Raw genomic sequence first — 21,863 nt, forward strand, 5'->3', positions numbered from 1 at the left:
GACTCTGGAAGGTGTGATCAATCTGGACTGGCCTTGCGGCCCCCGCCCTAACGTAGACTCAATAGACCCACGAGGGCCGACGTCGTCCCGACCATGCTCCAACCTGAGTGACGACAGGAGGCCCGGTGGCCTTTCCGTACCCGTACCCGTACCCGCACCAGCCGCAGTCGGCCCCGACCCTCGGCGTGCCCGCGGCCGGGCTATACGACCCCGCTCAGGAGCACGACGCGTGCGGCGTGGCCTTCGTGGCGGACCTGTACGGCCGCCGCTCGCACGCGGTCGTCGAGAACGGTCTCGGCGCGCTCTGTCGGCTGGACCACCGGGGCGCCCGCGGCGCGGAACCGAACACCGGCGACGGCGCGGGCATCATGATCCAGGTGCCGGACGCCTTCCTGCGCGCGGTGGTGGACTTCCCGCTGCCGCCCGCCGGCGAGTACGCCACCGGTCTGGTCTTCCTCCCAGACGACGACGCCGCCGAGGCCCTCGCCCGCCGGGTGGTGGAGAAGTACGCCCTGGTCGAGGGGGCCGAGCTGCTCGGCTGGCGGGACGTGCCGGTCGACCCGAGCGGGCTGGGCGAGACGGCGCTGGCCGCCCTGCCGCGGATCCGCCAGCTCTTCCTCGCCGCCCACCGGCTGACCGACTCGCCCGCCGGGCCGGCCGGCTCGGCGCTGGACGGCCTCGAGCTGGACCGGGTGGCGTTCTGCGTGCGCAAGCAGGCCGAGCGGGAGAGCGCCGAGCGCGGCGCCCCGGCATACTTCCCGTCGCTGTCGGCGCGGACGATGGTCTGGAAGGGGATGCTCACCCCCGACCAGCTGCCGGAGTTCTATCCCGAGCTGACCGACGAGCGGGTGCGCAGCGCCATCGCGCTGGTGCACTCCCGGTTCTCCACCAACACCTTCCCGTCCTGGCCGCTGGCGCACCCGTACCGGTTCATCGCCCACAACGGTGAGATCAACACGATCCGCGGCAACCGGAACTGGATGCAGGCCCGCGAGGCGCTGCTGCGTACCCCGGGCCTGCCCGGCAACATCCGGCGGATCTTCCCGGTCTGCACGCCCGGCGCCTCCGACTCGGCCAACTTCGACGAGGTGCTGGAGCTGCTGCACCTGGCCGGGCGGAGCCTGCCGCACGCGGTGCTGATGATGATCCCCGAGGCGTGGGAGAACGACCCGGGCATGCGCCCGGACAAGCGCTCCTTCTACCGCTTCCACGCCAGCCTGATGGAGCCGTGGGACGGCCCGGCCTCGGTCGCCTTCACCGACGGCGAGATCGTCGGCGCGGTGCTGGACCGCAACGGGCTGCGCCCGGGGCGCTGGTGGCGTACCGACGACGGTCTCGTGGTGCTCGGCAGCGAGGCGGGCGTGCTCGACCTCGACCCGGCCCGGGTGGTCGCCAAGGGGCGGCTCCAGCCGGGTCGGATGTTCCTGGTCGACACCGTGGCCGGCCGGATCGTGCACGACGAGGAGATCAAGGCCGAGCTGGCCGCCGCCCAGCCGTACGGGGACTGGCTGCACGCCGGGCTGATCGAGCTGACCGACCTGCCGGCCCGCGAGCACATCGTCTACACCCACGACTCGGTCCGGCGCCGGCAGCAGACCTTCGGCTACACCGAGGAGGAGCTGAAGATCCTCCTCGCGCCGATGGCCCGCAACGGCGCAGAGCCGATCGGCTCGATGGGCACGGACACCCCGATCGCCCCGCTCTCCACCCGGCCGCGGCTGCTCTACGACTACTTCCATCAGCTCTTCGCGCAGGTCACCAACCCGCCGCTGGACGCCATCCGTGAGGAGCTGGTGACCAGCCTCAGCTCCACCATCGGCCCGGAGGGCAACCTGCTCGACCCGGGCCCGGCGAGCTGCCGGCAGATCGTGCTGCCCTACCCGGTTATCGACAACGACGAGCTGGCCAAGATCCTCTCCATCGACGAGGACGGCGACCTGCCCGGCTTCAAGGCGGTCCGGGTCTCCGGGCTCTACCGGGTCCGCGACGGCGGCGCCGGGATCAAGGCCCGGCTCACCGAGATCTGCCGGCACGTCTCCGAGGCGATCGAGGACGGGGTGCGGATCCTGGTCCTCTCCGACCGGGACTCCAACGCCGACCTGGCCCCGATCCCGTCGCTGCTGCTCACCGCGGCGGTGCACCAGCACCTGGTCCGCGAGCAGACCCGTACCCAGGTGGCGCTGATCGTCGAGTCCGGCGACTGCCGCGAGGTGCACCACGCGGCGGTGCTGATCGGCTACGGCGCGGCGGCGGTCAACCCGTACCTGGCCTTCGAGTCGGTGGAGGACATGATCTCCACCGGCGCGCTGGTCGGCACGGACCCGGCCACCGCGGTGCGCAACTACGTCAAGGCGCTCGGCAAGGGCGTTCTGAAGATCATGTCCAAGATGGGCATCTCGACGGTGTCGTCGTACTGCGGCGCCCAGGTCTTCGAGGCGGTCGGCCTGGAGGCCCGCCTGGTCCAGCGCTACTTCCGGGGCACTCCCAGCAAGATCGGCGGGATCGGCCTGGCCGGCATCCACGCCGAGGTCGCCGCCCGGCACGCCCTGGCCTGGCCGCCCACCGGCACCCCGGCCTCCGACCGGCTGGAGGTCGGCGGCGAGTACCAGTGGCGCCGCGAGGGTGAGCTGCACCTGTTCAACCCGGAGACGGTCTTCCTGCTCCAGCACGCCACCCGCACCCGCCAGTACGAGATCTTCCAGCGGTACACCGCCAAGGTGGACGAGCTGGCCGCGCGGACCGGCTCGCTGCGCGGCCTGTTCGCCCTGCGTACCGGGGTGCGCCCGCCGGTGCCGCTCGACGAGGTGGAGCCAGCCACCGAGATCGTCAAGCGGTTCGCCACCGGCGCCATGTCGTACGGGTCGATCTCCGCCGAGGCGCACGAGACGCTCGCGATCGCGATGAACCGGCTCGGCGGCAAGTCCAACACCGGCGAGGGCGGCGAGGACGTCGAGCGGCTCTACGACCCGGCCCGACGCTCGGCGGTGAAGCAGATCGCCAGCGGGCGGTTCGGGGTGACCAGCGAATACCTGGTCAACGCGGACGATCTCCAGATCAAGATGGCCCAGGGCGCCAAGCCCGGCGAGGGCGGCCAGCTGCCGGGCAACAAGGTCTGGCCCTGGATCGCCCGGACCCGGCACGCCACCCCGGGCGTCGGCCTGATCTCCCCGCCGCCGCACCACGACATCTACTCCATCGAGGACCTCGCCCAGCTGGTGCACGACCTGAAGTGCGTCAACCCGGCCGCCCGGGTGCACGTCAAGCTGGTCAGCGAGGTCGGCGTCGGCACCGTCGCGGCGGGGGTGGCGAAGCTCAAGGCGGACGTCATCCTGATCTCCGGCCACGACGGCGGCACCGGCGCGTCCCCGCTCAACTCGCTCAAGCACGCCGGCACCCCCTGGGAGCTGGGGCTGGCCGAGGCGCAGCAGACGCTGCTGCTGAACAAGCTCCGTGACCGGGTGACCGTGCAGGTCGACGGCCAGCTCAAGACCGGCCGGGACGTGCTGGTCGCGGCGCTGCTCGGCGCCGAGGAGTTCGGCTTCGCCACCGCGCCGCTGATCGTCGCCGGCTGCGTGATGATGCGGGTCTGCCACCTGGACACCTGCCCGGTCGGCATCGCCACCCAGAACCCGGTGCTGCGGGAGCGGTACACCGGTACGCCCGAGTTCGTGGAGAACTTCTTCCTCTTCCTCGCCGAGGAGGTCCGCGGCTACCTGGCCGAGCTGGGCTTCCGGTCGATCGAGGAGGCGATCGGGCACACCGAGCTGCTCGACGTCGTACCGGCGGTGGAGCACTGGAAGGCGCACGGCCTGGACCTGGCGCCCGTGCTGCACCTGCCGGAGCTGCCGCCGGACGCGGCCCGGCGCGGCATCCGGGCCCAGGACCACGGGCTGGACCGGGCGTTGGACAACGAGCTGATCGCCCTCGCCGGGCCGGCCCTGCGCGACGGCACCCCGGTCCGGGTCGAGGTGGACATCCGCAACGACCACCGCAGCGTCGGCGCGATGCTCGGCGGCGAGGTGACCCGCCGCCACGGCGGGGCCGGGCTGCCCACCGACACGATCGAGTTCGCCCTGCGCGGCACCGCCGGGCAGTCCTTCGGCGCGTTCCTGCCCCGCGGGGTGACCCTGCGGCTGCACGGTGACGCCAACGACTACGTGGGCAAGGGTCTCTCCGGCGGGCGGGTCATCGTCCGACCGGATCCGGCGGCGCCGTTCGTCGACCCGGACGCCGCCACCGGGGAGCGGGCCGAGGACCAGATCGTCGCCGGCAACACCATCCTCTACGGCGCCACCGCCGGCGAGGTGTTCCTGCGCGGGCGGGTCGGTGAGCGCTTCGCGGTGCGTAACTCCGGCGCGGTGGCCGTCGTCGAGGGCGTCGGCGACCACGGGTGTGAGTACATGACCGGCGGGACGGTGGTGGTGCTCGGTCCGACCGGGCGTAACTTCGCCGCCGGCATGTCGGGCGGTACCGCCTTCGTCCACCGGCTCGACCGAGCCCGGGTCAACTCCGATCTGGTCGACCTGGCGCCGCTGCGCGAGGAGGAGCAGGCGGTGCTGCACGAGCTGGTGCAGCGTCACCTCGCGGAGACTGACTCAGCGGTCGCCGAGGAGCTGCTCAAGCGCTGGCCGGAGGCGGTGGAGGAGTTCACCGCGGTGGTGCCCCGGGACTACCGCCGGGTCATGGAGATCATGCGGGCCGCCGAAGCCGCCGGCCGTGACGTCGACGACGCGGTGATGAGCGCACTCACTGCGCCCACCGCGGTGCCGCCCGCCCCGCGGGCGGCCGCCCAGGAGGTGGCTCGTGCCTGACCCGAACGGTTTCCTGCGCTATCCGCGGCGGATGCCGGCCCGCCGGCCGGTGCCGGTGCGGATCAGCGACTGGCGGGAGGTGTACCCGCCGGCCGGCGAGGAGCTGATCCGCGAGCAGGCCACCCGCTGCATGGACTGCGGCATCCCGTTCTGCCACAGCGACACCGCCGGCTGCCCGCTGGGCAACCGGATCCCGGACTGGAACGACCTGGTCCGGACCGGCAACTGGGACGCGGCGGTGGAGTCGCTGCATGCGACCAACAACTTCCCCGAGTTCACCGGGCGGCTCTGCCCGGCGCCCTGCGAGGCCGCCTGCGTGCTCGGCATCGCCGGGGGCGAGCCGGTCACCATCAAGCAGGTCGAGGTGGAGATCGCGGACGCCGCCGTCGCCCGGGGCGGCCTGCGGCCGGTGCCGGCGCCGGCGCCCACCGGTCGCTCGGTCGCCGTGGTCGGCTCCGGGCCGGCCGGCCTCGCCGCCGCCCAGCAGCTGGCCCGCGCCGGGCACGCGGTGACGGTGTACGAGCGGGACGACGCAATCGGCGGGCTGCTCCGCTACGGCATTCCCGACTTCAAGCTGGAGAAGCAGCACGTCGACCGGCGGCTGGCCCAGCTCGCTGCCGAGGGGGTCGAGTTCCGCACCGGAGTGAACGTCGGCGTCGACGTCACCGCCGAGCAGCTGCGGGCCCGGCACGACGCCGTGCTGCTGGCCTGCGGCGCGCTGGCCGGCCGGGACACCCCGCAGACCCCGGGCCGGCAGCTGCGCGGCGTGCACCAGGCGATGGCACACCTGGTCGCGGCCAACCGGGTGGTCGCGGCGGCGGGCGAGGGTCGACCGGCGCTGGCGGTGTTGCCGGACGGCACGCCGATCGACGCGGCCGGCAAGCACGTGGTGATCATCGGCGGCGGCGACACCGCGGCGGACTGCCTCGGTGTGGCCCACCGCCAGGGCGCGGCCGGGGTGCACCAGCTCGACCTCTACCCGAGGCCGCCGCAGGCTCGTGACGAGGAGCGCGACCCGTGGCCGACCTGGCCGTGGATCCTGCGCAGCTACCCCGCCCACGAGGAGGGCGGCGAGCGGGTCTTCGCGGTGGCGGTGCAGGAGTTCGTCGACGACGGCACCGGCCAGGTGCGGGCGGTCCGGATCGCCGAGGTGACCGTGGAGAAGCGGGACGGCCGGCGGACGGTCACGGTGCTGCCCGGCAGTGAGCGGGAGTTGCCCGCCGACCTGGTGCTGCTGGCGATCGGTTTCGAGGGCACCGAGGAGCAGCCGCTGCTGGCGCAGTTCGGGGTGGTCCGCAACGCCCGCGGTGCGGTGGACGCCGGGCCGGACTGGCAGAGCGGCGAAGGCGTCTTCGTCGCCGGAGACATGCACCGGGGCGCCTCGCTGATCGTCTGGGCGATCGCCGAGGGGCGGGCGGCGGCCGCCGCCATCCACGCCTACCTCGGTGCCGGCGGCGCGTTGCCGGCGCCGGTCGGCTCGGCCGCGCAGCCGCTCGCCGCGCGCTGACCCGACCCACCCGCGGCCGACGGCCGCCGCTTCCGGGATGCCTTCCCGGGGGCGGCGGCCGTTGTCCGCACGGCTCCGCCGGTGTGTCACCGCCGTCCGGTACCGGCGGATCGTCCGGTCCCGCGCCGTCCGGCGGTCGCGCGGCCGGGATACGGCGTGACCTGCGTCAACCCGCCGCTCCGGGCCGGTGAGACCGGTCACGAACAGCGGCAGCGCACGCCGGCAGTGGCCAGACTTGTGCGCTGCCGATCCCACCATGTTCGGCGTCATCGTCATGTCGCCGTTCCTACGGGAGGATCGCCGTGGCCGCAGGTGCCACGTTCGCCGCGCTGCGCCACCGGAACTACCGGATCTGGGCGCTGGCCGGGTTCGTCTCCGTCATCGGGACCTGGATGCAGGTCCTCGGGGTCAACTGGTACGTGCTGAAGCAGACCGGATCGGCGACCTCCATGGGCGTCACCGTGCTGCTCCAGGCGGTGCCCACGCTGCTGCTCAGCGTCTGGGGCGGCGCACTGGCCGACCGGCTGTCCGCCCGCCCGCTGTTGATCGCCGCCCAGGCGGTCCACGCGGCACTCGCCGCCGGGCTGGCTGCCGTGGCCCTGACCGGGTTCGGCGGCCTTCCGCTGATCTACGCGATCTCGCTGGCCACCGGGGCCGTCTCGGCGATCGAGGGCCCGGTGATGGGGCGCTGGATCGCGACCCTGGTGGACCGGAATACGCTCGGTAACGCGCTGGCGCTCGGCTCGCTGACCAACTCCGCCGGTCGCATCCTCGGCATGAGCGCCGGCGCCGTCGTGGTCGCGCTGGTCGGGCCCGCGCTGCTCTTCGGGATCAACGCGGCCAGCTTCGTCGCGGTGGTGGCGGCCCTGTTCGCCGTACGACAGCAGGAGACCCACCCGCACCAGCTGGCGGCGGCCGGCGGCGTGACGGCCAACGGCATCCGGGCCGGATTCGACTACCTGCGCCGCCAGCCGGTGGTGCTGCTGGCGCTCGCCCTGTCCTTCGTGCTGGGCAGCCTGGGCCGCAACTACCAGGTGACGATGGCGGCGATGAGCGACGGGCCGCTCGCCGCCGGCGCGTCCGGCTACGGCGTGCTCTCCACCGTCTTCGCCGTCGGCACGGTGCTGGGCGCGCTCGTCGCGGCCCGGCGTCGCGACCTGGGCTATCGCACGCTGGTCGGGGCGGGTCTGCTGGCCAGCGCGTTGCAGATCGTCGCCGGCATCGCGCCGGGCGTCTGGAGCTTCGCGGCGGTGATCCTGCCGATCGCCGCCGCGGCCGTGATCATCGATACCACCGTCGGCACCCGCGCCCAGCTCGACACCGACGGCGCGATGCGGGGTCGGGTGCTCGCCGCGCTGGCGGTCACCGGCTCGATCTCGGCCGCGGTGGGCGCGCCGCTGCTCGGCTGGCTCTCCGAACACGCCGGACCCCGGCAGACGCTGGTCCTGGCGGGCACCGTGGCGGCGATCGCCACCATGGCGGCGGGGGTGGCCTTCGACCGCCGACGCGGACGTCGGCTGCCGCGCCGGCTCAGCCTGCCGCTGGCCGTGCCGTCCGTGTCGCGCCCGGTGCGGCGGGCCGCGCGCACCGCGGCCCGGTTCGTCCGGCCGGTCGGCGCTGCCGCCGGCGACCGCCGATCCGTGGCGCCGCGGCCGGTGCCGACCGGACCGGCCGGCACACCCCGACCGGCCGGGCGTGTCCGGTCTGCGCACCACCTCGTGGCCGCCGGCGACCGCGACCGGCCCGCCCCGCGGTCGCCGGCCGACCCGCCGCCGGCCGCGCCCTGGCCACCTGACCCGCTGGCCCGACCCCGGCGCGGCGGCGATCTGATCGGCGGGCACGGAGCCGGCCACCGGCCGACGGCCTGACCGGTCGACCCGACGCCGGCTCCCCGCCGGTGTACCTGACCGGCGAGCACGGGCCGGCCGTGCCCTGGTGAGCTGTCCGGCCGGTCCGCCCGCGGGCCGTCGTCCTGTTGAGACAGCGGTCACGCCCGGTCGTCGGCCTACGGGACGGAAGGCCACGAAGATCATCGCTAGGCTCGGCCCATGAGCACCGAGGAGCGGGTCCGGCGGGTCCGGTGGTGGCTGACGGTCGTGGTGGTGGGGCTCTTTCTCAGCGGGGTGACCGCGTTCCCGCTGGAGATCGAGGTGCGCTGGTTGCTGCGCGCGCTCGACCCGCTCGCCGACCGGTTGCCGGCCCTGGTCGCCTGGATCGAGCATGTCCACACCGGACTCGTGGAGACCGGGGACCGCTACCCGTTCATGCTGTACGGCACCGACTGGCTCGCCTTCGCCCACCTGGTGCTGGCGGTGGCGTTCTGGGGTCCGCTGCGCGACCCGGTGCGCAACGTCTGGGTCGTCCAGCTCGGGATGATCGCCTGCGCCGGGATCGTGCCGCTGGCGCTGATCTGCGGGCCGATCCGGGACATCCCCTGGTTCTGGACGCTTGTCGACCTCTCGTTCGCCGTCGGGGCCTTCCCGCCGCTCTGGCTCGCCTACCGGCACATCCGCCGGATCGAGGCGACGCAGGGCGGCTGGCCGACGGTCCGGCCGGCCGACGAGGCGCCCGCCGACGCCCGCTGACCGCCCGCCCGTCGACGGGTACGTGCACGAGAAGGCGAGATGCCGGAGCGGAACATTCAATCCGCTCCGGCATCTCGCTCATCGGGGAGTCACCGCCGACGGCCCGCCACGATGACGGGCCGAGCCGCGGTCAGCGCGCCAGGAGCTGGTGTGCCTCCCGGATCTTGGCCCAGGACTTCGGCTCGGCCGGCGGCGACGCCTTCCGGGCCGCCGAACCGGCCACGTCCGGGCGCCCCGCGGTGAACAGCCAGGTGGTGAAGAGGTCGGTCAGGTCGAGTCCGGAGATCCGCTCGGCGAGCGCCTGGAACTGGGCGATCGTGCCGTTGCCGTAGCGGTGCTCGGCCGTCCAGGCGGGCAGGATCGCGAAGAACGCGTCGTCGCCGACGGCCAGCCGGAGCTGGTGCAGCGCCATCGCGCCCCGGTCGTAGACCGCGTCGTCGAAGATCCGTGCCGGGCCCGGGTCGCCCGGCGGCACCTGCCAGAACTCGGAGTCCGCCGGATAGCTGGCGTAGGTGAAGTCGAACAGCTCCTGCGCGGTGCCCTCACCCTGCTCCTCGGACCAGAGCCACTCGGCGTACGAGGCGAAGCCCTCGTTGAGCCAGATGTCCCGCCAGCCGTTGACCGAGACCGAGTCGCCGAACCACTGGTGGGCCAGTTCGTGCACCACCACCGAGGTGTTGGCGCCGCGACGCCAGAAGCCCGGGCCGTACACCGGCCGGGTCTGTGTCTCCAGCGCGAAGGTGATCCCGTCGACCGGCCCGGCGACGCCGCCCTGCGCCTCGAACGGATACTCGCCGAAGATCCCGCTCGCCCACTCGACGACCTCGGCGGTCCGCTCGATGCTGGCCCGGGCGGCCGGCGCCAGCTCGCCAAGCGTGGTGCTGTACGCGTTCACCACCGGCTGGCCGTTGGGCGCGGTGTCGGTGACGATGTCGTACTGGCCGATCGCCAGGAAGGCGAGGTAGGTGGCGGTGGGGGAGGTGGTCCGCCAGATCCACCGGGTGCGGTTGCCGGCCTCGGCCAGCGGCGGCCGGGGCTGCACGCCGTTGCTGATCACCTCGACCCCGGTGGGCACCGAGACCGAGATGTCGTAGGTGGCCTTGTCCAGCGGGTGGTCGTTGCTGGGGAACCACCACCACGCCGACTCCGGCTCGTTGACCGCCAGCGCGCCGTCGTCGGTGCGGGTCCAGCCGGTGTAGCCGTTGACCAGGGTCTCCGACGGCACGCCCGCGTAGCGCACCACGATGGTGAGCTGCTGGCCGGCGGTGATGGTGCGGGTGGGGGTGACCACCAGTTCGTGGGCGCCCTCGGTGGCGGTGCTGGCAGCCCAGCCGTTGACCCGGACCGACTCGACGTCGAGCAGGAAGTCGAGGTTGAACCGGGAGAGGTCCTGGGTGGCCCGGGCCAGGATCGTGGTGGTGCCGCTTAGCCGGTCGGCGCCGGGGTCGTAGCGCAGCCGGACGTCGTAGTGCTCGACGTCGTAGCCGCCGTTGCCGTAGTCGGGGAAGTAGCTGTCGCCCAGTCCCGGGCTGCCGGGTTGCGGTGCGGCAGTGGTGACCGTGGGTCGGCCCCAGCCCGGTAGGGCGGCGTGGCCGGGCGCGCCGGTGGCGACAGTGCCGGCGCCGGTGAGGGTCAGGACGGCGATGGCCGCCCGGAGAACTCGTCGCACGAGGTGGACTCCCTCCATCGGGGTGTTCGCCCCGTCAACCTAATCGACGCCGGTGAACATGTCCGCCCCGGCGCGCGGGCCCGACCATTCCTCCTGATCCACCGACCGGCGGCGGCCGGCGGTCCCGACGGACCGTCGGGCGCCGCTCTCCGCCGCGGGTGACCCCCGTGCCGAGCACCGTGGACCGCCGGCCGCCGCGACGCGTGCCGTCGGTGCTGTCCCGTGGTCACCGGAGTCCGTTAGGGTTTCCGCGGACCGGACGGCCGCGGCGTGGGAGGCGGACAGTGGGCAGGCTCGCGTCGGCGTACCGGCAGGCCGTCACCGCGCACCGGGCTGCCCGGGCGCACCTCGACGCCGCCCGTGACGCGCTGGGCGCGGCAACCGCGCCGGGCACCGCGCTCGGTGGCGGCGCCCTGGTCGCCCGGCTCGCCGAGGTCGGTGGCGCGCTCGCCACCCCGGCGCCCGGCGCCACCGCACTCACCGGCGCGCCCGTCCCGGTGCGGATCGGCGAGGCGTCCACTCCGGACGGAGCGTTCCCGGTGCTGGTGCCGCTCGGCGGCGGCCACCACCTGACGGTCGACGCCGACGCCCGCGATCCCCGGGTCGCCGGGCTGCTGCGCGCGCTGGTGCTCCGGCTGCTCGCCACCGCGCCCGCCGGCGAGGTCCGGGTCGCCGGCATCGACACCGCCGCGCTCGGCGCGACCTTCGGGCCGCTGCGCCCGCTGCTGGACGCCGGCGTGCTCGAGCCGCCGGCAACCACCGAGGCCGAGGTCGCCGCCCTGCTCGACGCGGCCGAGCGGCACGCCCGGGCGGCCCAGCACGGCGCCGCCGGGCCGCTGCTGCTGGTGGTCGCCGCGACCACCCCGCCGCCGCGGGAGCTGGCCCGGCTCGCCGCGCTCAGCCACGCCGGCCCGGCCGCCGCGGTCTGCGTCCTGGTCGCCGGCCGCCCGCCCGGGCCGCCCGGCGACACCTCGCCGTCGCTGGGCGCCAGCACCGCGGTCCGGCTGACCGACCGGTACGCGTACGTCGGTGACCCGCCCGGCGTCCCGTTCAGCGCCGACGGCAGCGGTCTCGCCGCCCCGGTGCTGCTCGACGGTGACCCGCCGGCCGCCTCGACCCGGGCGCTCGCCGAGCACCTCGGCGCCGCCGTGCGCCGCGGCGACGAGCTGGGCTTCGCCGAGCTGCTGCCCGAGCGGCGGTGGGCCGAATCGGCGAGCAACGGCCTGCGTACCGTGGTCGGCCGGGCCGACCGCGCGCCGGTGACCGTCGCCTTCGACGACGCGACCCCGCACTGGCTGGTCGGCGGGCGCACCGGCGCCGGTAAGACGGTCTTCCTCCTCGACGTGCTCTACGGGCTGGCCGCCCGCTACTCCCCGGCCGAGCTCCAGCTCTACCTGCTCGACTTCAAGGAGGGGGTCAGCTTCACCGAGTTCGTGCCGACCGGGCGCGACCCGTCCTGGCTGCCGCACGCCCGGGCGGTCGGCATCGAGTCCGACCGCGAGTACGGCGTCGCGGTCCTCCGCGAGCTGCGCCGCGAGCTGCACCGGCGGGCCACCACGCTCAAGCGGCACGGTGTCACCAAGCTCGCCGACCTGCCCCGCGACGTCGCGGTGCCGCGGGTCGTGGCGGTGATCGACGAGTTCCACGTGCTGCTCGCCGGCAACGACGCGCTGGCCCGCGAGTCGGTCGACCTGCTGGAGGAGTTGGCCCGCAAGGGCCGCTCGTACGGCATGCACCTGGTGCTGGCCAGCCAGAGCATGACCGGCATCGAGGCGCTCTACGGCCGCGCCGAGGCGATCTTCGGGCAGTTCGCGCTGCGGGTCGCCCTGCCCGGCGGCGGCGGGGTGCTCGGCCAGGTCAACGACGCGGCGGCGGCGCTGCCGATCGGCTCGGCCGTGGTCAACACCGCCGCCGGCGCGGTCGGCGCGGACACCGTCGTCCGGTTTCCCGACGCGCACGCCGCCACCGCCGAGCTGACCCGGCTGCGCCACGAGCTGTGGCAGGCCCGCCCGGCCGGCGCGCGCCCGCCCGCGGTCTTCAAGGGCTACGAGGCCGCGCGGCTGGAGGACGACCCCACCTTCGGCGGACTGCGTCCGGGCGGCCGGCGACCGCTGGCCCTGGTCGGCCGGACGGTCGACGTGCACGGCAGCACCGCACTGTTCATCATGGACACCACCCCGGGCCGGCACCTGGCCGTGGTCGGCACCTCGGCCGCCGGCGCGGACGTGCTGCGTGCCGCGACGCTGAGCCTGGCCCGGCAGCACGCTCCGGGGGAGTGCCGGTTCCTGCTCGCCCCGCTGGTCGCTGCGGCCGATCCGGTGGCCGACGAGACCGCCGCCGTGCTCGCCGCCGCCGGGCACTCCGTGCGACGACTCGACGCGAGCGGCGTGCGCGAGCAGATCGCCGCCCTGGCCGAGCTGACCGCCCGGCCCCGCCCGCCGGCCGCCGAGGCGGACCCGAGCGCGGGGTCGCCGCCCACCGCCCCCGCCGCGAGCGCCTGGTCCCCGCCGGCCGGTCCCGCCGCGAGCGCGGGTCCGGTGGCCGTCGGCCCGGGCGGGAGCGGCGAGTCAACGGCGACCGAGCCGGTGGCCGCCGGGTCCGCCGCCGCGCCGGCCGGCCGGGTCTTCCTCGTCGGGTTCGGCATGGACGCCGCGTCGACCGTGCTCGGCGCCCCCGACCCGCAGACCTTCCGCTCCGGCCTGGACGACCTGCGCAGCCTGCTGCGCAACGGCCCGGGCCGCGGGGTGCACCTGCTCGGCTGGTGGCGCGGGCTGCGCCGGCTCGCCGACGACCTCGGCGGCACCCAGAACCGCGACGACGTGGCCTGCCTGGTCGCGCTGAACGTGCCCGGCAGCGAGCTGGGGCTGCACCTCGGCGTGCACGACCTCGCCTACACCCCCCGGCCGGACCGGGCGCTGCTGATCGACCGGCACGACCAGCGCACCCGGCTGATCGTGCCGTTCGCCCGGGACGCCGACGAGCTGGCCGGGGAGGGCTGAGCGGTGACCTTCGAGGAGTACGCGGCGCTGGCCCGACAGCTCGCCGAGCACCGTCGGGCCGGCGAGCGGGACGCCGCCGCGGAGACCGAGCGCCGGCGCAACCTGCACGCGACGGCCGACTCCCTGCACCACCGGCTCACCGCCCAGGGGCAGCGCCTCGACCAGCTCGGCCGGGCGATCGGCGTGCCACCCCCACCGCCGGGTCCGCCCACCGGCGCCCCGACCGCCCCGCCGGCTGGCCCACCCGGTCAGCCGACCGGGGCACAGCAGGCCGACGGGGAGGCGGGCACGCCGCCCGGCCCCCCGGCACCGGAAACGGTGGACGCCGGTGGCGCAGCCGCCGCCCCGGGGCGGCCGGCGGTCGAGGCGTACGCCCCGGTCGCCGGGGAGACGCGGCTGGCGCTGCCCGCGGCGGAGGGCGCGACGGCGGCCGGCATACCGGCGCCGCGGGCCGGCACGCCCGACCCGACGGTGGAGCTGGAGCTGGCCCGGCGGTACGCCGACGAGGCCGACCGGCACGGGCAGCAGGCGGAGCTGCTGGCCCAGCGGCCGACGCTGCTGCCCACCTGGTCACCGCTGGCCCGGGCGGTCGCCGTCTACGCCGGGTGCGGGGCCGCCGCCGGCGTGTTCATGCTGGTCCTGGTGCTCGCTTCCGGGATCGGCCTGGTCGACGGGTTCACCCTCGGCGCGTGGATCTGCGCCGGGCTGCCCGCGCTGGCGTTCTTCGCCGGATATCTGGTGCTCGGCCGGTGGGGGCGTCCGGCCATGGTCGCCGGCGCCCCGCCCCGCTACCTGCCGCTCGGGTTCCTGCTCTGCTTCCTGCTGGTCCCGGCCGCTTACTGCGCCTACCTGCTGCTGTTCCGCGCGCTGCGCTGACTCGTCGGCGGGCAATCGTCACCGCTGGACGTGCAGCAGGGTGGTCTACCACGTCAGCTCTCATTCGCCGGCTTCGGCAGTGGACTTAACCAGGAGAGCGAAGCGCACGTCGGGGCAGGGGTAGTCCGCACCACGCCCGCAGAGCCAGCGGCGCACAACACGGGGCGGATGGGCGAAGAGGATGTCGTCAGCGTCCTCGACATCCTGATCGGACACGAGGCGGTGATCTGGCCTGCGGTGGGCGGCAGGGTCGTTAGCGGGTTCGTCCGGTTGATCGGCCATCGGCGGGCTCCCGTCGGGTCGGTCTCCTTGCTGCTGACAGCGCTGCATCTGCAAGGCGTGCGGGGCACGCCTTGGCACGCCCGGCCGGTCGGGGGACCGGCCGGGCGCTCTCCGCGCGGTGGGGAAGGACCAACTCCTCGGGTGCTGACCAGGGAGCCGGTCAGTTGGCAGCCTATGATAACAAGCTATCACAGTCAAGCTATCCCTTGCGATAACAAGGTGAGGAGTGGTCGAATGGCGGTGCTGACCAGGGAGTACCGCCATGCCACCGAGCCCCAAGTGGGTTGAGCTTGCCGAGCACATACGCAAGCAGATTGCCTCAGGCGAGTTGTCGCCCGGCGACAAGCTGCCGTCGACCGCGCAGCTCTGCCAGATTCACGGCGTCTCCGCGATCGTGGTGCGTAACGCGATGCTTACCCTGAAGGCGGAGGGGCTCGTTGTCGGCGTGCCTGGCGTCGGCGTTTACATCGCCGAACCCTGAGCGCGTCCCATTGGGCAGACCGCCTGAGACGTTGAACGAAATCGCCTGGGCTGGCCGCCGCGTGGGCGGCAGGATGACAGCTGGCCCAGGCATCTCGATGCCTTTGTGTCGGATAGCTGTCACTGCCCGTGGTGTGGGCGATGGGGATCGGTGCTTTTCCCTATCCTGACATGTTCACCGCAGGCTAGCGACGTGGAGTGTCGTGGATCCTCGACAGGTACGACGTCTGGCAGAGCAGTCCGCCAACTTCGGGTTCCTCAAGGAGCACCCGTTGCTGGTCTGGTACGGCGCGGGTGCTGAGTTGCTCGTCTATGTCGACGCTCAGGCTGCGATGTTCAAAATCCGTGCCTTCGGCGACGAGCTGGCCAAGGATCTCGTCCGACGCACTGGCGCGAAGCCGCAGAAGAACGACTTCTACCACCGGGTTCAGGCCCTGTACGGCGACGGCACGCTGGTGGCGGAGACGTACTACGCGTTCGACCGCCTCCGGGATCAGGGCAACAAGGCGGTGCACGACCACCTCGGCGAGGTACGCGCCGCGCTGGACATGCTGCGCACCTGCTTTGAGTTGGGGGTCTGGTTCCACCGGGCGCTGACCGGCGATCGGACGCCGTTGGGATTCGTGCCGCCGTCCCCGCCGGCCCGCCAGGTGCCACAGAGCATCGCCGACGGGCTCCAGGCGGAAATTCAGCGTTACAAGGACGAGCTGGCGCAGACCAAGCTGCTGCTGGAGGGCAAGCCGTCGCTGGCGCAGGCCCAGGCGGACGCGACGGTGGCCGCCGAGCGCGCCGTCCGCGACGCCGACGCCCGTCGCGACCAGGCCGCCGCGCTCGTGGCGAGCCTGGAGCCGGCGGCCCGCGCGGAGCAGGCAGCGCTCGACAACAAGGCGACGGCGAAGGTCTCGGCCGCTCGGCGGGAGGAGTTCATCGCCCGCGCCCGGCGTGCCTCGCACGAGCCGCTCAACGAGTTGCAGACCCGGGTCGAGATCGACCGGCAGTTGAGCGCGGCCGGCTGGATCGTCCAGGACGAAGGTCAGCTCAACCTGTATGCGGGCGCCGGCGTAGCCGTCCGCGAGGTGACCCTGGCGACCGGCCGGGCCGACTACCTGCTCTACGTCAACCAGCGGCTGGTCGGGGTGATCGAAGCAAAGCGCGAGGGGACCGCGCCGCGCGGCGTGGAAGCGCAGCTCGACCGTTACCTCAACGGGCTCACCGCCGAGCAGAAACTCGCTGCGTGGCACCGGGACGACCCGCTGCCGTTCGGCTACGTCGCCACGGGCACCGAGACGGCCTTCGTCAACCGGCTCGACCCGTTCCCGCGTACCCGTGAGGTTTTTTCCTTTCACCGGCCCGAGACGCTCGCGCGGTGGATGCGTGAGGCCGACGACGATCCGGCGGCGCCCACGCTGCGGGCCCGGCTGCGGCGGATGCCGGCGCTGGATCGACTCGGATTGCGGCCCGCTCAGGTAGACGCCATCGACGGGCTGGAACGCTCCCTCGCCGAGGACCGGCCGCGCTCGCTGATCCAGATGGCCACAGGTGCCGGCAAGACGTTTACCGCGGTGACATCCAGCTATCGGCTGCTCAAGCACGCCCGTGCCACCCGGATCCTCTTCCTCGTCGACCGCAACAACCTGGGCAAGCAGACCCTCCGGGAGTACGCGGGCTACGAGACCCCGGACGACGGGCGGAAGTTCACCGAGCTGTACAACGTCGATCGGCTCTCGGGCTCCGGCATGCTCGACTCCTCCGCCGTGGTCATCTCCACCATCCAGCGTCTCTACGGCGCGCTACGCGGCGACGAACTGCCGGACGTGGATCTCGACGACCGGGCGTACGACGACTACGAGCTGGACGAACCTGCCGAAGTCGCCTACAACCGGCAGCTCCCGCCGGAGGCGTTCGACCTGATCGTGGTCGACGAGTGTCACCGCTCGATCTACGGCAAGTGGCGGGGCGTCATCGAATACTTTGACGCCTTCGTGGTCGGACTGACGGCGACGCCGGTCAAGCAGACGCTGGGCTTCTTCCAGCAGAACCTGGTGTCCGAGTACACCTACGAGCAGGCGGTCGCCGACGGGGTGAACGTCAGCTTCGACGTGTACCGGATCAAGACGGAGATCACCGAGAAGGGCGCCGACATCGAGGCCGGCACCGTCGTGCCGCTGCGCGACCGCCGCACCCGGGCCGAGCGCTACCAGGAGCTGGAGGACGACTTCACGTACGGCGGCAGCCAGGTCGGCCGCTCGGTGATCTCGAAGGGGCAGCTCAAGCTGGTGCTGGAGACGTTTCGGAAACGGCTGTTCACCGAGATCTTCCCTGGACGGAAGACCGTGCCCAAGACACTGATCTTCGCGCGGGACGACAACCACGCCGAAGAGATCGTCACCATGGTCCGGATCGTCTTCGGACGGGGCAACGACTTCGCCACGAAGATCACGTATGCCTCGCGGAAGGGTGGCGACAACCCGGACACCCTCATCCAGGCGTTTCGCAACAGTCCGGAGCTGCGCATCGCGGTGACCGTCGACATGATCGCCACCGGCACCGACGTCCGGCCGCTGGAGTGTGTCTTCTTCCTCCGGCCGGTGCGCAGCGCCACCTACTTCGAGCAGATGAAGGGCCGTGGCGCGCGCACCATCGATGCTGCCGAATTCCAGGCCGTCACGCCCGACGCCGAGGTCAAGGACCGGTTCGTCATCGTCGACGCGGTGGGCGTCACCGAAGCAGACCTGGACGAGGCGGTGCCCCTGCAACGACACACCGAACGGCAGATCTCGCTGCGTGACCTGCTCAAGAAGGCCGGCACCCTGACCGCCGACCCGGACGAGGTGGCCACGCTCGCCGCACGGCTGGCCCGGCTGGAGCAGCAGTTGACCGACGACGAGCGCGCCGAACTGGCCAACCTCGCCGACCAGCCGCTGACCGGGATCGTGCGCGGCCTCGTCGACGCGGTCGCCCCCGAACAGCTCAACCCGGCCAAGGAAGCTGGCCCGGACGCCGTACGTGACCTGCTGGCCGGCGCGCTGCGCCCGCTCGCCTCGAACCCGGCGCTGCGCGAACGCATCCTGGAGATCCGACGGGCACATGACATCACCATCGACGAGGTGAACGCCGACAAGCTGATCTCTGCGGCCGGCGTACCGCCCGAGGAACGCGCACAGGTCACGGTGAAGAGCTGGCACGATTATCTGGAGGAGCATCGCGACGAGATCACCGCGTTGCAGGTCTTCTACGAGGGGCGCGGGAGGGTCGGGTACGACCAGCTCAAGGAGCTGGCGGCACGGATCGCCCGACCGCCCCAGGCGTGGACGCCGGAGTCGCTGTGGAAGTCGTACGTGCTGCTCGGCCGCACCGCGGACTCGGCGGGCAGCAGGGGAGTGACCGATCTTGTCAGCCTCATCCGGTATGAGTTGGGGCTCGATCAGGAGTTGCGCCCCTACCGCAGCCTCGTCGAGGAGCGCTTCCGTGGGTGGCTGCTCCGGCAGGAACAGTCGGGCGCTACGTTCACTGCCGATCAGACGTGGTGGCTGGAGAGGATCAAGGACGTGATAGCGGTCAGCGTGGAGATCACACCCGATGATCTGGAGGGCGCGCCGTTCAGCGAGCGGGGCGGGATCGATGGGTATGCGGGTGCTTTCGGTAAGCGCGCCGAACCGTTGCTGAACGAGCTGAACCAGGAGCTGGCCGCGTGAGCCAGTTGCCTCCGGGCTGGGCCGAGGTTTGTCTCGGCGATGTCGCGAAATCGGTGCAGAACGGAATCTTCGTCTCTCGCCCTGGAGTCGACCCGGACGGTGTTCCGATCCTCCGAATCAGCGCCGTCCGGCCGGGTCGGTTGGATCCGAGCGACATTCGCTACAGTGCGATCAGTCTCAAAGAACTGGAGGCGTCAGGGGCGCTGGTTGCGCCTGGCGATTTGATCTTTACCCGCTACAACGGAAATATTGAGTATGTGGGCGCCTGCGCGATAGTTCCGAAGGATGTAGGGCCGCTCACCTATCCGGACAAGCTGATTCGGGTTAGGGTGGATAATCGGGTGGTCGAACCCCAGTATGTCAGGTTCGCATTTGAGTCTCCGCAGATTCGCTCGCAAGTCAGGGCTGCTGCGAGGACAACTTCCGGGCAGACGGGAATCTCAGGAGCGAGTCTTAAGAAAATCCGTCTTATGGTGCCTGCGCTCGCCGAGCAGCGCCGCATCGTCGCCGCACTCGAAGACCGCCTCGCCTACCTCGATGCGGCGCAGCATAACGTCTGGCGAGCCCGCGCCAGAGTAAATGGACTGGTCCGTTCGCTTCGTCAACGGGCAGTCCTTGGTGGCATCGATACTGAGACGCGCCTGCCGGACGGCTGGCACTGGGGGCTCCTTCGCGACGTCGTCGATGGAATCGACGCAGGAAAATCATTCACCTGTGCCCCGCGGCCCGCTCGATCGGATGAGTGGGGCGTGATCAAGGTCAGCGCAATGACATGGGGTAAATTTCGGCCGAGTGAAAACAAAGCAGTTCCTGATGGTCGTGCGATCGAGTTGGCGCATCAGATTCATGAGGGCGATATACTGATCAGTCGTGCTAACACGGCTGCCTATGTTGGCGCACCGGTCATAGTTCGGCAGTGCGATCAGAAACTGTTGCTTAGTGACAAGAGTTTGCGGTTGCGTGTCAAGTCCGACGTGAACAAGGAATGGCTTCTCCATGTGCTCGCTTCGCCGCTGGTGCGGCAGCAGATTTCGGCAAGGGCAACCGGGACGAAGGACTCCATGCGGAACATCTCGCAAAAGGCTCTCCTGAATGTGAAAATTCCAATTCCCCGAGCCGTCGACCAAGGTGAGATTGCCGCTGAGCTTTCATCCCAACTGGAAGCAGTAGATCGCTTGAAGTCGGAAGCTGTAGTTGCCGCCCGACGAGGAGACAAACTAAGGTCGGCGCTCCTCCGAGTCGCGTTCACAGGCGGGCTTGTCCCCCAGGACTCGCACGACGAGCCGGCGTCGGAGCTGATCGCGCGCGTCCGGGACGAACGGGCAGCCACATCCCCCCCACAGAAGGCGCGCTCCGCGCGTAGCCGAGAAGAGCTGGCCGCTTCGCCCACCAAGGTGACCAGCGACGACTATCAGCAGGAGGCACTGCCGCTGTGAGCACTGTGGATTCGCGCCGGCTGGTACAGAAGCTCTGGAACTACTGCGACGTGCTGCGTGACGATGGCGTCTCGACCATCGACTATGTCGAGCAGTTGACGTTCCTGCTTTTCCTCAAGATGGCCGACGAGCGGGCCAATCGTTCGATCCGGCCCGAGCAGCTCATGCCCGACGAACTGAGCTGGCAATCCTTGCTCGACGCCGAGGGTGACGCCCTGGAGGTGCAGTACCGGCACATCCTCACCGGGTTAGCCCGAGAGGACGGCACGCTCGGCACGATCTTCAGGAAGGCGCAGAACAAGATCCAGGACCCGGCAAAGCTCAAGCGGCTGATCGTCGACCTGATTGACAAGGAGGAGTGGTCGGGGACCGGTGTCGACGTCAAGGGTGACGCCTACGAGGAGTTGCTGGCCAAGGGCGCGGAGGACACCAAGTCGGGCGCGGGGCAGTACTTCACCCCCCGCGCGCTAACCGCCGCGATGGTCGACTGCATGCTGCCCACCCCTGACGACACCATTACCGACCCGGCCTGTGGGACGGGCGGCTTCCTGCTCGCCGCGTTCGACCACATTCAGCGACACCACGGCAGCGCCCTCACTCCGGATCAGCGGCGGCGGCTTGCCAACGGCGCGATCACCGGCACCGAACTGGTCGACGGCACCGCCCGCCTCGCCGCGATGAACATGCTGTTGCACGGCATCGGCACGCCTAGCGGCGACTCACTGATCGCCATCAAGGATGCGCTCGGCAAGGAGCCGGACCGCCACTACAGCCTGGTCCTCGCGAACCCGCCCTTTGGTCGCAGCTCCTCGATCCGCATGGTCGGCGAAGACGGCCGATCCATCCGGGAAGAGCGGGAGGTCGAACGCAACGACTTTTGGGCCACCACGGCCAACAAGCAGCTCAATTTCGTCCAGCACATCGCGTCGCTGCTCGAAATCGACGGTCGGGCCGCCGTTGTCCTGCCGGACAACGTGCTGTTCGAGGGCGGCGCGGGGGAGACCATCCGCCGCAGGCTGCTTAAGCAGTACGATCTGCACACCATGCTGCGCCTGCCCACCGGCATCTTCTACGCCGGCGGGGTGAAGGCAAACGTGCTCTTCTTCGAGCGCAAGCGCGCCCGCGAACAGCCGTGGACCCGAAAACTCTGGGTGTACGACTTCCGCACCAACCAGCACTTCACGCTCAAGCAAAACCCCTTGCGGCGCGAACACCTCCAGGACTTCGTCGACTGCTACCTCCCGGGCAAGGACCGCGCCGAGCGGGTCGAGACCGAGCGGTTCCGCGCCTTCTCATATGAGGAGTTGATCGCCCGCGACAAGGTGAACCTCGACATCACCTGGCTCAAGGACGCCTCCCTGGAGGACGCTGACGCGCTGCTCCCGCCCGAGATGATCGCCCAGGAGATCGTCGAGGACCTGGAGGCGGCGCTACGGGAGTTCGCGGCCATCGCGGAAGCCCTGACCGCATCAGAGGTGCAGCCGGACCCGAACTGACTTGTCCGATCCCTTGTGCCGAGGGCG

12 protein-coding genes are annotated in these 21,863 nt (G+C 71.8%); 10 read left to right on the plus strand and 2 right to left on the minus strand.

From position 1 onward, the window contains the following. The first annotated feature begins 125 nt into the window (after positions 1-125). The 4 genes from gltB to ACIP9D_RS18650 all read left to right on the plus strand — a co-directional run bounded on the left by gltB (position 126) and on the right by ACIP9D_RS18650 (position 8,903). Positions 126-4,811, plus strand: a complete 4,686-nt coding sequence (gene gltB, locus ACIP9D_RS18635) for a glutamate synthase large subunit (protein ID WP_350872514.1) — start codon at positions 126-128, stop codon at positions 4,809-4,811. Next, positions 4,804-6,318: a glutamate synthase subunit beta gene (locus ACIP9D_RS18640; protein ID WP_350872516.1), complete on the plus strand. Its 1,515-nt coding sequence runs from the start codon at positions 4,804-4,806 to the stop codon at positions 6,316-6,318. Before gltB ends, ACIP9D_RS18640 begins: the two co-directional genes overlap by 8 nt. 302 nt (positions 6,319-6,620) lie before the next feature. Beyond that, positions 6,621-8,186: an MFS transporter gene (locus ACIP9D_RS18645; RefSeq protein ID WP_350872518.1), complete on the plus strand. Its 1,566-nt coding sequence runs from the start codon at positions 6,621-6,623 to the stop codon at positions 8,184-8,186. A gap of 180 nt (positions 8,187-8,366) precedes the next feature. After that, on the plus strand, positions 8,367-8,903 hold the full coding sequence (locus ACIP9D_RS18650; RefSeq protein ID WP_350872520.1) for a hypothetical protein: 537 nt from the start codon (positions 8,367-8,369) through the stop codon (positions 8,901-8,903). Between the two features lie 130 nt (positions 8,904-9,033). Here ACIP9D_RS18650 and ACIP9D_RS18655 read toward each other — a convergent pair whose 3' ends face one another. Further along, entirely contained in the window at positions 9,034-10,572 is a 1,539-nt protein-coding gene (locus ACIP9D_RS18655; protein WP_350872522.1) for a M1 family metallopeptidase, read from the minus strand. 284 nt (positions 10,573-10,856) lie between these two features. Here ACIP9D_RS18655 and ACIP9D_RS18660 point away from each other — a divergent pair, with 284 nt between their 5' ends. Beyond that, positions 10,857-13,571: an FtsK/SpoIIIE domain-containing protein gene (locus ACIP9D_RS18660; protein ID WP_350872524.1), complete on the plus strand. Its 2,715-nt coding sequence runs from the start codon at positions 10,857-10,859 to the stop codon at positions 13,569-13,571. Positions 13,572-13,574: 3 nt separating this feature from the next. After that, positions 13,575-14,447, plus strand: a complete 873-nt coding sequence (locus ACIP9D_RS18665; RefSeq protein ID WP_350872526.1) for a hypothetical protein — start codon at positions 13,575-13,577, stop codon at positions 14,445-14,447. Between the two features lie 60 nt (positions 14,448-14,507). Here ACIP9D_RS18665 and ACIP9D_RS18670 read toward each other — a convergent pair whose 3' ends face one another. Then, the gene (locus ACIP9D_RS18670; protein ID WP_350872528.1) at positions 14,508-14,729 is read right to left on the minus strand and encodes a hypothetical protein; all 222 of its coding nucleotides are present in this window, start codon (positions 14,727-14,729) and stop codon (positions 14,508-14,510) included. A gap of 262 nt (positions 14,730-14,991) precedes the next feature. Here ACIP9D_RS18670 and ACIP9D_RS18675 point away from each other — a divergent pair, with 262 nt between their 5' ends. The 4 genes from ACIP9D_RS18675 to ACIP9D_RS18690 all read left to right on the plus strand — a co-directional run bounded on the left by ACIP9D_RS18675 (position 14,992) and on the right by ACIP9D_RS18690 (position 21,836). Then, positions 14,992-15,210: a winged helix-turn-helix domain-containing protein gene (locus ACIP9D_RS18675; RefSeq protein ID WP_350872530.1), complete on the plus strand. Its 219-nt coding sequence runs from the start codon at positions 14,992-14,994 to the stop codon at positions 15,208-15,210. Between the two features lie 202 nt (positions 15,211-15,412). Further along, positions 15,413-18,904 (plus strand): DEAD/DEAH box helicase family protein, encoded by a 3,492-nt coding sequence (locus ACIP9D_RS18680; RefSeq protein ID WP_350872532.1) that lies wholly within the window; start codon positions 15,413-15,415, stop codon positions 18,902-18,904. Next, the gene (locus ACIP9D_RS18685) at positions 18,901-20,340 is read left to right on the plus strand and encodes a restriction endonuclease subunit S (RefSeq protein ID WP_350872534.1); all 1,440 of its coding nucleotides are present in this window, start codon (positions 18,901-18,903) and stop codon (positions 20,338-20,340) included. Before ACIP9D_RS18680 ends, ACIP9D_RS18685 begins: the two co-directional genes overlap by 4 nt. Further along, entirely contained in the window at positions 20,337-21,836 is a 1,500-nt protein-coding gene (locus ACIP9D_RS18690; RefSeq protein WP_350872536.1) for a class I SAM-dependent DNA methyltransferase, read from the plus strand. Before ACIP9D_RS18685 ends, ACIP9D_RS18690 begins: the two co-directional genes overlap by 4 nt. Positions 21,837-21,863 lie beyond the last annotated feature (27 nt).

Origin of the sequence: Micromonospora sp. NPDC093243 (assembly GCF_044753725.1) — a bacterium.
Taxonomy (GTDB): Bacteria; Actinomycetota; Actinomycetes; order Mycobacteriales; family Micromonosporaceae; genus Micromonospora.

What these genes read in the sequence shown, in the direction of transcription:
- ACIP9D_RS18670 (WP_350872528.1), bottom strand. Translation starts at nt 14,729, where the DNA reads ATGGCCGATCAACCGGACGAACCCGCTAACGACCCTGCCGCCCACCGC.
- ACIP9D_RS18650 (WP_350872520.1), top strand. Translation starts at nt 8,367, where the DNA reads ATGAGCACCGAGGAGCGGGTCCGGCGGGTCCGGTGGTGGCTGACGGTC.
- ACIP9D_RS18675 (WP_350872530.1), top strand. Translation starts at nt 14,992, where the DNA reads ATGCCACCGAGCCCCAAGTGGGTTGAGCTTGCCGAGCACATACGCAAG.